Here is a 13,180-nt window from a genome sequence, read left to right on the forward strand (position 1 = left end):
CATCAACTTCTCCCGTCCGGCGGGTCAGGTGATTGCGCAGTACTATGAATTCCTGCGCCTCGGTCGTGAAGGCTATACCAAAGTACAGAACGCCTCTTACCAGGTTGCTGCTTACCTGGCGGATGAAATCGCCAAACTGGGGCCGTATGAGTTCATCTGTACGGGTCACCCGGATGAAGGTATCCCGGCGGTGTGCTTCAAACTGAAAGACGGGGAAAATCCAGGATATACCCTGTATGACCTCTCTGAACGTCTGCGTCTGCGCGGCTGGCAGGTTCCGGCATTTACTCTCGGCGGTGAAGCCACCGACATCGTGGTAATGCGCATTATGTGCCGCCGTGGCTTCGAAATGGACTTCGCTGAACTGTTACTGGAAGACTACAAAGCCTCCCTGAAATACCTCAGCGATCACCCGAAACTGCAGGGCATTGCCCAGCAGAACAGCTTTAAACATACCTGATAACCGAATGTCACCTGCATGCCAGGAGCATGCGGGTGTAATTCATTCACGGTAAAGAAATATATCCTATAAATAAGAGCAGTGGCGTAATGATCAGGATGCTAATTCTGATCATTTTTTTGTTTTTTGGGAAATTCATATAATTGAATAATTTGCAATATAAATTAAATCTTGTACAAATTAAAATAGAATACATCAGTTATTATTCATATCCGTTATTATTGCTTATTTTTTTCTCTAACAGATTGAAAAATAAGTGACCCGGAACAATGCTTCTAACCACTTAGGATGCTACTCTTTTTTTTTCGTTTAAGCTTTGTTTAAGTCGCGATTTGACTTAGGGTGTTGGCGTGCTACATTAAATACAATAATATGTTTCTGTTATAGTGTATTAATGATGCAATCACTACATGGAACTTGTTTAATTGCGTACGCAAAGCATAAATATATTCTCACCATGCAGAATGGTGAATATCGCTGTTTTAACGGTGGTGATTTGGTTTTTGCGGATGCAAACCAGATTTTAATTGATAAATGTGCAGAGAACGTCGTCTTTGTCACTAAGGAAACACTTTCATTATTTCTCCCGATGCTCAAGGAGGAGGCATTAAATCTTCATGCCTGTAAAAAAGTTCCTTCGTTAATTGTGCATCACTGTACCCGAGATATCCCTGTTTTTCAGGAAGTTGTGCAGCTTTCACAGAGTAAAAATCTCCGCTATGGTGAGGTCTTACGTAACAGGGCATTAATATTCGCGATATTGTCGGTTTTTCTTGAAGATGAACAGTTTATAGCGCTACTCATGAATATCCTACAGCCCAATATGCGAACGCGGGTTTGTACGGTTATTAACCGTAATATCGCTCATGAATGGTCATTGGCGAAAATAGCCAGCGAGTTATTGATGAGTCCTAGTTTGTTAAAGAAAAAATTACGTGAAGAAGAGACGTCTTATTCGCAATTGCTTACCGAATGTAGAATGCGAAGAGCGTTACAACTCATTGTAATACATGGCTTTTCTATAAAGCGAGTGGCCGTGTCGTGTGGCTATAACAGTGTGTCGTATTTTATTTATGTTTTTCGCAATTATTATGGCATGACACCGACAGAGTATCATGAACGAATAGCTGAAAGAGGGTGTGATAACCCTCTGATGATGGATATTTGTGTAGCAGAAAAGTGTTGTCACCCTGAAAGGATAGTAAGGTTATAATTGCTTTTTGAAGATAAAAAAAACCCGGCATAGGGGACCGGGAAGAGGATAGTCTGCCGTCTCCAGACTAATAAGCCGTTATAACACTCCATGTTGGCACGGGAAACTTTGTGCTCTCAGTGGGTTAAATATAACTTTTGCTGGAGATAAGATCAGCCAATTTTTTATAAACATAAGCTATACACAAATTTAAGATATATCACGCATGCATTTACTTTTTATGGCTTAACTGATATATGCGCTTATGTATGTGATTACTTTTTGGTCCTACCAATTTTGGCAGTTTTGGCTTTTTACAGGAGTCATACATCATTTCATTTGTATACTGAAATTGTAATGGTTGTAGTAATGGAATATAAGGGCTTGTCATGACACACGTTTGCTCAGTGATCCTCACCCGCCGTTCATTTGATATTTATCATGAGCAGCAGAAACTCTATTTGCAAAAAGAGAGTATTCTTTTGATGGACAAAAATATGGTGGAGAGTTTTCCTTTTGATGAATCCTATGCCCGCAGACTAGATATCGATGAAAGGATCATTAGCTATTACTTGCACAATATCCGTCTTTCGGGGCGGTGTTTAGGGCTGCATGGTAAAAAACGGTTGCTAGTTAACCCAACACCACCAATGCCGCTGGTCACTGCGATATTTGATAGTTTTGCTCAAGAAGATATTGCGTCCAGGACATTAAGTAATATGCTTTACTTTTCCTGCCTTTCGATGTTTTCACGAAATAAAGAACTTATTCCTTTCCTTTTTAATAGCATTAGTACCGTTTCAGGTAAAGTTGAACGCATTATTGGCTGTGATATAGCCAAACGTTGGTATCTGCGTGATATCGCCGAAAAAATGTATACCAGTGAAAGCCTAATCAAGAAAAAATTGCAGGATGAAAATACCTGCTTCAGTAAAATATTATTGGCCTCGCGAATGTCGATGGCCAGACGATTACTCGAGTTACGACAAATCCCGCTGCCGATGGTCGCAGAAAAATGTGGCTATAGCAGTACGTCGTACTTTATTAATACTTTCCGCCAGTACTATGGCGTAACACCGCACCAGTTTGCGCAACAGTCAACTGGGACCTTTAACTGACTGGATTTCTCATTCGAAAGTCGGTCAGGATCTCCCTCACACTTCATGTGAAAATCTTTCCTCATTAACTCTGCCGGGTCACCGGCAAGTTTGCTTTCGCAGTTTGCAAAACAGTAAACGTATTTTCAGGAGGAAAAGACGCGACATGTTCAGGATTATTAAGTTTGCAATTCATACAATTACGGGAATTCTGGTCAGTGTCGTGTTGTTTAAATTGATAACCAACGGTTGGAGCGGGTTCTACTTTCAATGCTGTTTACTGAGTCTGATGTTCCTGGCGGTAAGCTGGCTGTTGAGTGGCGAGTGGTTAGCGGGAAAGAGTAAGGCTGAACCCTCACGCTCAACCTTACTCTCGTTTACGCGTTACGCTTTTTTAAAGCGGGCAAAGAGATGTTCCACCACAACGAAAAAGACCGGAACGAAGTAAATCGCCAGCACCGTTGCTGCAAACATCCCCCCCATAACGCCTGTACCTACTGCGTTTTGCGCACCGGAGCCTGCGCCATGACTGATAACCAGCGGCAGCACGCCGAGAATAAAGGCCAGAGAGGTCATCAGGATTGGGCGTAAGCGCATCCGTGCCGCTTCGATAATCGCTTCCATCGGTGTCTTCCCTTCTTTTTGCATCATCTCAACCGCAAACTCGACAATCAGGATGGCGTTCTTGGCGGAAAGCCCAATGGTGGTCAGCAGACCAACCTGGAAGTAGACGTCATTGCTTAAGCCGCGCAGGTCTGTAGCCAGTAACGCGCCAATTACCCCAAGCGGTACGACCAGCATTACTGAGAATGGAATTGACCAGCTTTCATAAAGTGCGGCGAGGGCAAGGAACACCACGACCAGCGAGATGGCATATAGTGCCGGAGCCTGGTTGGAAGATAACGCTTCCTGATATGACAGTCCGGTCCATGAATAGCCAACGCCAGTCGGAAGTTTTGCGACCAGATCCGCCATAAATTTCATTGCGTCACCCGTACTTTTTCCTGCCGCCGCTTCACCTAAAATCTCCATTGCTGGAATACCGTTGTAGCGTTCCAGACGTGGTGAGCCGTAGGTCCATTCTGTTGAAGAATAAGCAGAAAGCGGCGCCATCGTGCCGGAGGCGTTGCGCACATACCATTGGTTTATATTGTCTGGCAGCATGCGGAACGGTGTTCCCGCCTGGACATACACTTTTTTCACTCGTCCCTGGTTAAGGAAGTCGTTCACGTAGCTACTACCGAAAGCGGTGGAAATGGTCTGGTTGATATCGGACAACTCCACGCCCATCGCCTCAGCTTTCGCGGCGTTAACGTTGACTTTGAACATCGGTGTATCTTCCAGGCCGTTCGGGCGTACCCCGGTGACCTGGTCAGGGGATTGTGCTGCCAGAGACAGTAACTCGTTTCTCGCCTGGGTCAGCTTTTCATGTCCCAGGTTACCGTTGTCCAGCAGTTCCATATCAAAACCTGACGCTGTCCCCAGTTCTGCTACCGCCGGTAAGTTGAACGGGAAAATAACTGCTTTATTGATGCGGCTAAGAGCCACCATCGCCCGCTGAATAATCGCGGTCACCGAATTTTCTTCGCCGACGCGTTCAGACCACGGCTTCAGGCTGATAAACGCCAGACCGTTGTTTTGCCCCTGGCCGCTGAAACCAAAGCCGCCAACGGTAAACACCGACTGAACATTATTTTTCTCTTTTGTCAGATAGTAATCGGTCACCTGCTGCAGCACTTTAGTGGTGTTAACCATCGTGGAACCTGATGGTAGCTGTGCAGTGGTCATAAATACCCCCTGATCCTCTTCCGGCAAGAAGGAGGTCGGTGTACGCAGAAATAGCACCGCCATCCCGGCACAAATCAGCAGGTAAACCACCATATAGCGACCCGTGCAGCGCAGCAGTGAGCGGGTACTGTCGGTATAGTGTTGAGTTGATTTTTCAAACAGATGGTTAAATCGCACAAATAACGCATTCTGTTTGTGACCTCCTTCTGGAACGGCTTTCAAAATGGTGGCGCAAAGGGCAGGCGTTAGACTCATCGCCACAAACACCGAAAGCAACATGGAGGAGATCAGCGTAATGGAGAACTGACGATAAATTTCCCCTGTCGCGCCGCTCATAAAGGCCATTGGCATAAACACCGCGGAAAGCACAACGGCAATCCCGACCAGCGCACGTTGGATTTGCCCCATTGATTTATGCGTCGCTTCCTTCGGCGGCAGCTTATCTTCTGCTATCACGCGCTCGACGTTTTCTACCACCACGATAGCATCATCAACCAGCAACCCTATCGCCAGCACCATCCCGAACATGGTGAGGGTGTTGATGGTAAAACCGACCGCCGACAAAATCGCAAATGTGCCGAGAATAACGACCGGAACGGCAATAGTCGGGATGATCGTAGCGCGAATGTTTTGTAAAAACAGATACATGACCAGGAAGACGAGGATGATGGCCTCAACCAGCGTTTTGAAAACTTCCTGGATTGAAATCTTAATAAATGGTGTCGTGTCGTAAGGATAAACCGTCTTCAGGCTGGCGGGGAAATAGGCCGATAAACGGTTGAGCTCTGCTTTTACCGCCCGCGAGGTATCGAGCGCGTTTGCTCCTGTAGCCAGTTTGATAGCGATCCCGGCGGCAGGTTTGCCGTTAAAGCGCGCTACGGTGGAGTAATCTTCCGCTCCCAGCTCGACGCGGGCAACGTCGCGCAGCAGCACTTGTGAACCATCTTGCTGAACTTTCAGCAGGATTTTGCCAAATTCTTCCGGTGTTTGCAGACGTGTCTGCACAATGATCGAGGCGTTCAGTTGTTGGTCTGCCGCCTGTGGCATTCCGCCCAGTTGACCGCCGGAAATCTGGTTGTTCTGTACCTTAATTTGGGAAATAACATCGGCAGGAACAAGGTTGTATTTATTGAGTTTTTGCGGGTCCAGCCAGATACGCATGGCGTACTCTGAACCAAAGAGCTGCACGCTACCGACACCTGCGGTACGACTTAATGGATCTTTAATATTAGAAGCCACATAGTCTGCAATGTCGTACTGATTGAGGCTGCCGTTTTCAGAGATAAACGCTGCCACCATCAGGATATTGCTGCTCGACTTATTGACGCTAATCCCTTGTTGCTGTACTGCTTCGGGGAGTGATGGCATGGCAAGTTGTAGTTTATTCTGCACCTGAACCTGCGCAATATCGGGCGACGTTCCTGTCTCAAAGGTCAGTGTGATGGACGCATTACCCGCCGCATCACTGGTTGATGACATATACATCAGGCCATCAAGTCCATTCATATTTTGCTCAATCACCTGAGTGACTGAATCTTCTACCGTTTGCGCATCAGCACCCGGATAGGTGGCGCTAACGGTGATGGTCGGTGGTGCAATCTGCGGATATTGCGCCACCGGTAAGTTCATGATCGCCAGCCCGCCTGCGAGCATCAAAATAATGGCAAGTACCCAGGCAAAAACCGGGCGATCAATAAAATAGTTAGCCATGAAAGTCCCCTTAAGCCTGCAACGTTATTGTTTCGATTCGGTGCTGGCGTTTTCCTGGCTGGAGGAAATTGCGCGTGCTTTGATACCTGGGCGAATGCGTTGCAAACCGGAAACGATCACCCGATCGCCAGCTTGCAAGCCAGAAGTGACGACCCACTGGTCACCAATGGCTTTAGTGGCCTCAATTTCACGTAACTGCACGACGTCATCTTTATCAAGAATGAGCGCCGTTGCTTTGCCCTGAGCGTTATGGGTAACGCCTTCCTGAGGCACCAGTAACACATTCTGGCGACTACCTTCATCCACTAATGCTGTGACGTACATGCCTGGCAGTAAGTCACCGTTTGGATTGGGGAAAATCGCCCGTAACGTCACGGAGCCGGTGGTTTCATCCACCGTCGGGTCAGAGAATTTCAGCGTACCGGTCTGGCTGTAACGTTTACCATTTTCCAGATTGAGCTGTACTGGTGTACTACCCTGAACCTGTTTGATTTGCCCACTGGCGACCTCTTCTTTCATGCGCAAAAAATCTTGTACCGACTGCGTGAGATCGACATAAATCGGGTCCAGACGCTGTACGGTAACCAGTGAATCCGCCTGGTTAGCGGTAACGAGTGCGCCGACGGTCACTGATGATTTCCCGCTGACGCCCGTAATGGGCGAGGTGACATTTGCGTATTGCAGATTGATGGTCGCCTGCTCAACAGCCGCTTTGGCAACGGTGACATTGGCTTCCGCCTCATTCAGCTGGGTGCGCGCGGTGTCGTAATCCTGACGGCTGACGTAGTTGGTTTTCAGCAACGATGCCTGGCGATTAAAGGTAATGCGGGCATTGCTGGCGGTAGAGAGGGCTTTCGCCAGCGAACCTTTGGCTGAGTTCAACTCTGCCTGCAAGGGCGCAGGGTCAATCTGATACAACGAATCGCCCTGGTTAACTTTATCGCCTTCGATAAAATTGCGTTTAATGATGATGCCACCCACCTGCGGGCGAATCTCAGCAACTTCATAAGGAACAGTTCTGCCAGGCAATTCGCTCATGACATTGATTGAGCCGGGGGAGAGCTTCACCACGCCCACTTCTGGCGTCATGGCGGCAGCATTTTGCGCTGATTTGTCGTCGCATGCGGTGAGTATTACGCCGCAGAATAACAACGGTATTAACAGTTTTCTTTTTCTGTTCATTTTATTCCCTGAAAATTCGTGAAAAATTACGGATTTTTTGAATGTGTGCGGGGAGAGGCATGAGGGATTTACAGACCAGCGGCATAGTGCAGGCCATGGGGATGTATGCCTGTGATGGCGCATGCAGGCCGAGTGACCAATGTGGTGATTTAGATGGCAAAAAAAATGTTGCCGTTCTGCTGACAGTCTCTGCCTGCGTCCGGGCAACGAATGTTTCTACTGGTGGATACATAAACCAGGGGAATAAGTTCGTTTTTGCTTCTCCTTTGGTTATCACCGGGAGTAATGGAGTCAGCATTTGCATCCCTCGTCATGCCAGCCGTCAATTTCAGGCACTTATCGCTGGGCCACATCAACGCCTTCTTAAAAATAAGAAGAGATCCCCAGAGTCACGATGTCGCTCATACGTCTAAGTTTCAGCTTGTACATAATATTGAATTTCTGGATCTTTAATGTCTGCTGTGAAATTTTCAGTGTTGACGTGATATTACTTTCATTTTTGTTCTTAAGGATTAATTGCATAATTTTGAATTGATTATGCGAGAAACATAATTGAGAATTCTTATGAGGCAAGTGTTTTCCATAAGTAATATCAATCAGGTTTTTAATGCTTTCTTTACGGCTGATAAAAAAGATAGGCGACTGACTTTTAAGTTTACTGATGTGGTAAGGTGCCAGAACAATGATTCTTTCAGCATCTAACTTCTCAAGAAACTTAATCGCTTCTTCATCAAGGATATGATTATGATAGGTATCAATGATCACCTTGAATGGTTTGTTACCTATGCTTTTTATCTCTGACAGGGAATTGATTTTTATCATTTCGTGATTATCTTTCAACTGCAAAAAGCCCTGTAAAAGAAAAGAATCCTTCGTCATGAGAAAAATCATAACTTGCTCCTTAGCCGTTATTGTTTCGAACATGTCATCCTTTTCATTATTTACATCCATGTCCGAATTCGTTGTTCAATATAGTAAACGCCTATAAGAACGTTGCCCTTCGTGAACTAATACGTCTATTAACACTAATCAAAACTTGAGATTTATCCATCACGCACTCCATATATTGATCCTAGGTAATATTCCTGGTTGTTATAAATTTGTTAGTACTAACAGGAAATTAACAACTCCCATATTTTTACCAAGAATAAGTTATCAATTTAAAGTTTGTGATTTCTGAATGATAAAACTAAAATAAAAAAGTAATCCGATTTAAATATCGAGTCTCCTTGTTTCTACTTAAGCTGGCAATTGGATTGCCAGCTTTCTTTTTAATTTTTGGGGAAAATTAACATAAACTGCATTAATTACCTTCTTATTGAGACAATGCTTGCCAAATCTTGATTTCATTTTCCCACAGCACTTTTAAACATTAAACCTGACTACAGAAAATATCAGCCATGATAATGTTTGAAATGGCTAATTTGCTGTGAAATTTATAAAACCATAAAGGTTTCAGCGAGTTGTTTAATGAGTCGCACGGTAATTATTTCAACGATGGTTTATGTTTTGCCCTGGTGGCGATATGAAGCGGGAGTGTTATATGCCTCATAGTCACCATAAGTGATTATGAGGCGGTGTGGGAAATACTGTGTCGACGGTCTGATATTGATTATTTTTTAACGAATAAACTAGCGAAGCTAAACAAGCTGGCAGCGCTGAATATTAGTTCTATCCCCACCAGTGTAGAAACTAGTGTTACAGAAACCATTGGCGTTGCACCCAGGAATATCCATGCGATGATGATATCCAGGATACCAATGACTAGTTGTAGCCAGCTGCCTTTCATTGAACGCTGGCGATACCAGCTCATCAAGCGAATAACCCCAGCGACACAAAACAAGCCAGCGATAAACGCCGCAATAGCAAAAATTCCCAGTTCTGGTGCGCGGATGAAGAAATAGCCGATCAACAAATAGGCGACAGCGACAAGGAAGCCGGATAATACAGGCCAGAAATTATGACTCCGGTTGCTGAATAAACCGACAATAAGCGCAATACCTGAGCAGATTAATAATGCGCCAACGACCGTGCTAAGGATATCGCCAGAGACAAACGGGAAGCTTATACACAGCAAACCGACAATAAACAGTAGCACAGCAATAAACTGGATTGCTCTCCGATGCTTCTTAAGCATATCCAGATCAAATTTCAAAATTGTTGCCTTATCTATATATAACATAGAACCACCCTATAAATTTAAGAAGAAAAACCCCTGCTATCAATCTATGCCAAAAATGCATCCAGGAATGCATGTGATTTAATAAAAATTTCCTAATTAATGTGTATGACACCCATGTAACTTGTTGTATTTAAATAAAAATATCTGATTTTGATATTTTATCTCAACATGACATACCCAAAAAACCAGGTTATAACCTCAATGTCGAAATTGATTCGTGACGGCTCTTTCACTTTATAGTTGAGGATATTACGATGAAAAAAGTATTAGGTGTAATTCTTGGTGGCCTGCTTCTTCTGCCAGTTGTGAGCAATGCCGCGGATGCACAAAAAGCAGCTGACAATAAAAAACCTGTCAACTCCTGGACCTGTGAAGATTTCCTGGCTGTGGACGAATCCTTCCAGCCGACTGCAGTCGGTTTTGCTGAAGCACTGAATAACAAAGATAAACCAGAAGATGCGGTTATGGATGTTCAGGGCATTGCAACCGTAACCCCAGCTATCGTTCAGGCTTGTACTCAGGATAAACAAGCCAGCTTTAAAGATAAAGTTAAAGGCGAATGGGACAAGATTAAGAAAGATATGTAATTCATGGAATGCGTTGCATCGTATTTCCTTGAATATTGAACAGGCAGGAATACCTCGCGTTAAAAGCAGATAATCCTCCTGTTCATATATACTTTATTTGTTGAATGGGTTGTAAAATGAATATTTCATCTCTACGTAAAGCCATGATTTTCGTTGGCGCTGTAGCGGCACTTTCACTGGTTAATGCACAATCTGCACTGGCTGCTAATGAATCTGCTAAAGATATGACTTGTCAGGAATTTATTGACCTGAATCCAAAAGCGATGACACCGGTTGCATGGTGGATGCTGCATGAGGAAACGGTTTACAAAGGTGGTGATACTGTAACCTTAAATGAAACTGATCTGACTCGGATTCCTAAAGTGATTGAATATTGTAAGAAAAATCCGCAGAAAAATTTGTATACCTTCAAAGATAAATTGGCAAATGTCCTGCCGAATTAACAGGAATAAAGCAAAAAGGAGTAGCAAGTTGAGCCATCTTGCTGCTCCTTTTTGCATTTTTATATGACTGCAGAATTTATTATTCGTCTAATCCTGGCTGCTATTGCCTGTGGTGCTATTGGCATGGAAAGGCAAATCCGCGGCAAAGGGGCAGGGCTTCGTACACATGTCTTAATCGGTATGGGTAGCGCCCTGTTTATGATTGTGTCGAAATATGGTTTCGCTGATGTGCTGGCGCTGGATCATGTCGGGCTTGATCCCAGCCGTATTGCCGCTCAGGTTGTCACTGGCGTCGGTTTTATAGGCGCGGGTAATATCCTCGTTCGTAATCAAAATATTGTCGGCCTCACCACCGCTGCGGATATCTGGGTAACAGCAGCAATCGGTATGGTGATTGGTAGCGGCATGTATGAGCTGGGGATTTACGGTTCTGTAATGACCTTGTTGGTACTGGAAGTCTTCCATCAATTAACTTTCCGGCTGATGAACAAGAATTACCATTTACAGCTGACGTTGGTGAACGGTAATACGCTGTCGATGCTCAACTGGTTTAAACAACAAAAAATAAAAACTGATTTAGTTTCGTTGCAAGAAAATGAAGATCATGAGGTGGTTTCCATTGATATTCAGCTTCATGCCACGACGTCGATAGAAGACCTGTTGCGATTATTAAAAGGCATGGCAGGGGTGAAAGGCGTTTCAATTAGCTAATCTGTATCGCTATTTATTCGGCAGGAGTACCAGAGCGGTACTCCTGTTGGTTTAATGATCGAGGACAATCAGCGGAGAATGATTGGCAGGGGCGTTTAATACAGTAATATCCGCGCCATAGAGCATAGTCAGCGCCTGCTGTGTCAATACGTCCTGCGGTTTGCCATTTGCGACAACCTTTCCTTTTTGCATCAAAACAACACGGTCAGCATAACGGGCTGCAAGATTAAGATCGTGCAATACGCAGCAGACGTTAAATTGCCGTTCGCGAACTAACTGGCGTAATAAACGAAACAGATGCTGCTGATGATGAATATCCAGCGCCGACGTTGGTTCATCAAGAAATAACCATTTCGGCGAGGGTATTGCTTCCCAAAGTTGTACCAGCAGGCGCGCTAATTGCACACGCTGTTGTTCACCGCCGGATAATTGCCGATAGTCGCGGTTTGCTAACGCCTGACAGTCGCATAGCGCCATTATCTGTGCCGTTTCATCCCCCTGATTACCGGTACGATGCGGATGGCGCCCCATCTGGATCACTTCTTGTACGCTGAATGGAAACGCCATATGGCTATTCTGACGCATCACGGCCCGGTGTTTCGCCAGTTCGGTAATTGACCATTCATTTAATGGCTTATTAAATAAGCGGCATTCACCGCTATCAGGTTGAAGATAGCCGGTGAGCTGGCGAAGCAACGTAGATTTTCCCGCACCATTAGGGCCGAGAATGGCAACAATTTCCCCGCCGGGAAAAGTCAGCGAGACATTGTCAGTCAGGCGTCGCCCATGAAGGCTATAAACCAGGTTCCGGGCGCTAATCATGCGATCCTCCGGTTGCGCAGAATCAACCACATGAAATACGGACCGCCAAGCAGGCTGGTTAGTAATCCTACAGGCATTTCTGCGGGCTGTACCAGTGTGCGGGCAAGCGTGTCTGCCATCAGTAATAAGCAGGCTCCGGCAAGGGCAGAGCAAGGAATTAGCCAGCGATGATTTGCTCCGGTTATCATGCGAATCAGATGCGGGATCACCAGGCCTATAAAGCCAATAATGCCGCTTACCGATACGGCAGCGCCAACGAGCAGTGAGCTAATCAACAGTAATTGTTGGCGTTTACGCTTTACGTTCACGCCGAGGTAATGGGCTTCTTCATCACCAAGTTGCAGCAAATTCAGCGTTCCGGCGAGACACGTTGTTGCCATAATGGCGGGCAGAATGAAGGAACTGGCAACCAATAACGTTGGCCATTGCGCCTGACCGAGATTGCCCATCATCCACAACGTGAGTTGTCGTAGCTGTTGCTCATCGCCGATATAGCTCAGTATGCCGATCGCTGCGCCGCACAGGGCATTGATGGCGATACCGGCGAGTAACAATTGCATCATGCTGCCATCGCGATGGCGCTGCGTGATGAGAAAAATGATGGTGCAGACCACTAAACTTCCGGCGATGGCAAACACCATTTGTTCATAAAGCACCAGCACCACGGGGAAGGAGAAGGGCAGCACAATAGCAACGCCAACCATTAATGCCGAACCGCTACTGACGCCAAGTAATCCAGGGTCAGCCATTGGGTTGCGAAAAAGCCCCTGCATAATTACCCCTGCGGTTGCCAACGCTGCACCTACCAGCACCGCCAGCAAAACCCGTGGTAGACGAATATTGAGCCAGATATCGCGGTATTCCTCATCAAAAAGGGCATCAAAACTGATCTTTAACGCTCCCTGACTGGCACCGAACAGCACCAGAGCTAGCAATAATAGTGATAGCCCCATAAAGACCCTGGAGGAAGAGAGTGAATCCTTGAGCACGCAAAACTCCGTTATGA

General features: G+C 45.6%; 12 protein-coding genes and 1 pseudogene. 7 read left to right on the forward strand and 6 right to left on the reverse strand.

The features are described from left to right. The 3 genes from D9597_RS00005 to gadW all read left to right on the forward strand — a co-directional run. A partial coding sequence (locus tag D9597_RS00005; RefSeq protein ID WP_240780417.1) for a pyridoxal-dependent decarboxylase occupies window positions 1–460 on the forward strand: 460 nt, incomplete at its 5' end. Between the two features lie 397 nt (window positions 461–857). Beyond that, a complete protein-coding gene (gene gadX, locus D9597_RS00010) occupies window positions 858–1,673 on the forward strand; it encodes a DNA-binding transcriptional regulator GadX (protein WP_130221411.1) in 816 nt (271 codons plus the stop codon). 368 nt (window positions 1,674–2,041) lie between these two features. After that, window positions 2,042–2,770: an acid resistance transcriptional activator GadW gene (gene gadW / locus D9597_RS00015; RefSeq protein ID WP_130217846.1), complete on the forward strand. Its 729-nt coding sequence runs from the start codon at window positions 2,042–2,044 to the stop codon at window positions 2,768–2,770. A gap of 363 nt (window positions 2,771–3,133) precedes the next feature. On the opposite strand, the gene mdtF is transcribed toward gadW, so the two are convergent. Beyond that, window positions 3,134–6,247, reverse strand: coding sequence for a multidrug efflux pump RND permease MdtF (gene mdtF, locus D9597_RS00020; RefSeq protein ID WP_130221290.1), 3,114 nt, complete (start codon window positions 6,245–6,247; stop codon window positions 3,134–3,136). Window positions 6,248–6,271: 24 nt separating this feature from the next. Next, on the reverse strand, window positions 6,272–7,381 hold the full coding sequence (mdtE, locus tag D9597_RS00025; RefSeq protein ID WP_346461452.1) for a multidrug transporter subunit MdtE: 1,110 nt from the start codon (window positions 7,379–7,381) through the stop codon (window positions 6,272–6,274). A 107-nt stretch (window positions 7,382–7,488) separates the two neighbouring features. Between mdtE and D9597_RS23560 the strand changes: the two are divergent. After that, window positions 7,489–7,773, forward strand: a pseudogene (locus tag D9597_RS23560) (hypothetical protein); the annotation flags it as partial. Window positions 7,774–7,792: 19 nt separating this feature from the next. Here the strand turns inward: D9597_RS23560 and gadE are convergent. Beyond that, a complete protein-coding gene (gene gadE, locus D9597_RS00035) occupies window positions 7,793–8,320 on the reverse strand; it encodes an acid resistance transcriptional activator GadE (RefSeq protein WP_064527778.1) in 528 nt (175 codons plus the stop codon). A 721-nt stretch (window positions 8,321–9,041) separates the two neighbouring features. Then, a complete protein-coding gene (gene hdeD, locus D9597_RS00040) occupies window positions 9,042–9,611 on the reverse strand; it encodes an acid-resistance protein HdeD (RefSeq protein WP_130221293.1) in 570 nt (189 codons plus the stop codon). 254 nt (window positions 9,612–9,865) lie between these two features. Between hdeD and hdeA the strand changes: the two genes are divergently transcribed. The 3 genes from hdeA (at window position 9,866) to D9597_RS00055 (ending at window position 11,352) form a co-directional block, all read left to right on the forward strand. After that, window positions 9,866–10,198: an acid-activated periplasmic chaperone HdeA gene (hdeA, locus tag D9597_RS00045; protein WP_130209189.1), complete on the forward strand. Its 333-nt coding sequence runs from the start codon at window positions 9,866–9,868 to the stop codon at window positions 10,196–10,198. A 116-nt stretch (window positions 10,199–10,314) separates the two neighbouring features. Continuing rightward, window positions 10,315–10,641, forward strand: a complete 327-nt coding sequence (gene hdeB, locus D9597_RS00050; protein WP_130221294.1) for an acid-activated periplasmic chaperone HdeB — start codon at window positions 10,315–10,317, stop codon at window positions 10,639–10,641. 63 nt (window positions 10,642–10,704) lie between these two features. After that, window positions 10,705–11,352, forward strand: coding sequence for an MgtC/SapB family protein (locus tag D9597_RS00055; protein WP_130221295.1), 648 nt, complete (start codon window positions 10,705–10,707; stop codon window positions 11,350–11,352). A 51-nt stretch (window positions 11,353–11,403) separates the two neighbouring features. Here the strand turns inward: D9597_RS00055 and D9597_RS00060 are convergent, their stop codons facing one another. Next, on the reverse strand, window positions 11,404–12,174 hold the full coding sequence (locus D9597_RS00060) for a heme ABC transporter ATP-binding protein (RefSeq protein WP_130221296.1): 771 nt from the start codon (window positions 12,172–12,174) through the stop codon (window positions 11,404–11,406). Continuing rightward, the gene (gene shuU / locus D9597_RS00065) at window positions 12,171–13,163 is read right to left on the reverse strand and encodes a heme ABC transporter permease ShuU/ChuU (protein ID WP_240780418.1); all 993 of its coding nucleotides are present in this window, start codon (window positions 13,161–13,163) and stop codon (window positions 12,171–12,173) included. Before shuU ends, D9597_RS00060 begins: the two co-directional genes overlap by 4 nt. Window positions 13,164–13,180: the final 17 nt, after the last annotated feature.

Origin of the sequence: Escherichia sp. E13S3 (assembly GCF_004212325.1) — a bacterium.
Taxonomy (GTDB): domain Bacteria; phylum Pseudomonadota; class Gammaproteobacteria; order Enterobacterales; family Enterobacteriaceae; genus Escherichia.

Coding starts and splice junctions, on each gene's coding strand:
- gadX (WP_130221411.1), top strand. CDS start 858: ATGCAATCACTACATGGAACTTGTTTAATTGCGTACGCAAAGCATAAA.
- gadW (WP_130217846.1), top strand. CDS start 2,042: ATGACACACGTTTGCTCAGTGATCCTCACCCGCCGTTCATTTGATATT.
- mdtF (WP_130221290.1), bottom strand. CDS start 6,247: ATGGCTAACTATTTTATTGATCGCCCGGTTTTTGCCTGGGTACTTGCC.
- gadE (WP_064527778.1), bottom strand. CDS start 8,320: ATGATTTTTCTCATGACGAAGGATTCTTTTCTTTTACAGGGCTTTTTG.
- hdeD (WP_130221293.1), bottom strand. CDS start 9,611: ATGTTATATATAGATAAGGCAACAATTTTGAAATTTGATCTGGATATG.
- hdeA (WP_130209189.1), top strand. CDS start 9,866: ATGAAAAAAGTATTAGGTGTAATTCTTGGTGGCCTGCTTCTTCTGCCA.
- hdeB (WP_130221294.1), top strand. CDS start 10,315: ATGAATATTTCATCTCTACGTAAAGCCATGATTTTCGTTGGCGCTGTA.
- D9597_RS00055 (WP_130221295.1), top strand. CDS start 10,705: ATGACTGCAGAATTTATTATTCGTCTAATCCTGGCTGCTATTGCCTGT.
- D9597_RS00060 (WP_130221296.1), bottom strand. CDS start 12,174: ATGATTAGCGCCCGGAACCTGGTTTATAGCCTTCATGGGCGACGCCTG.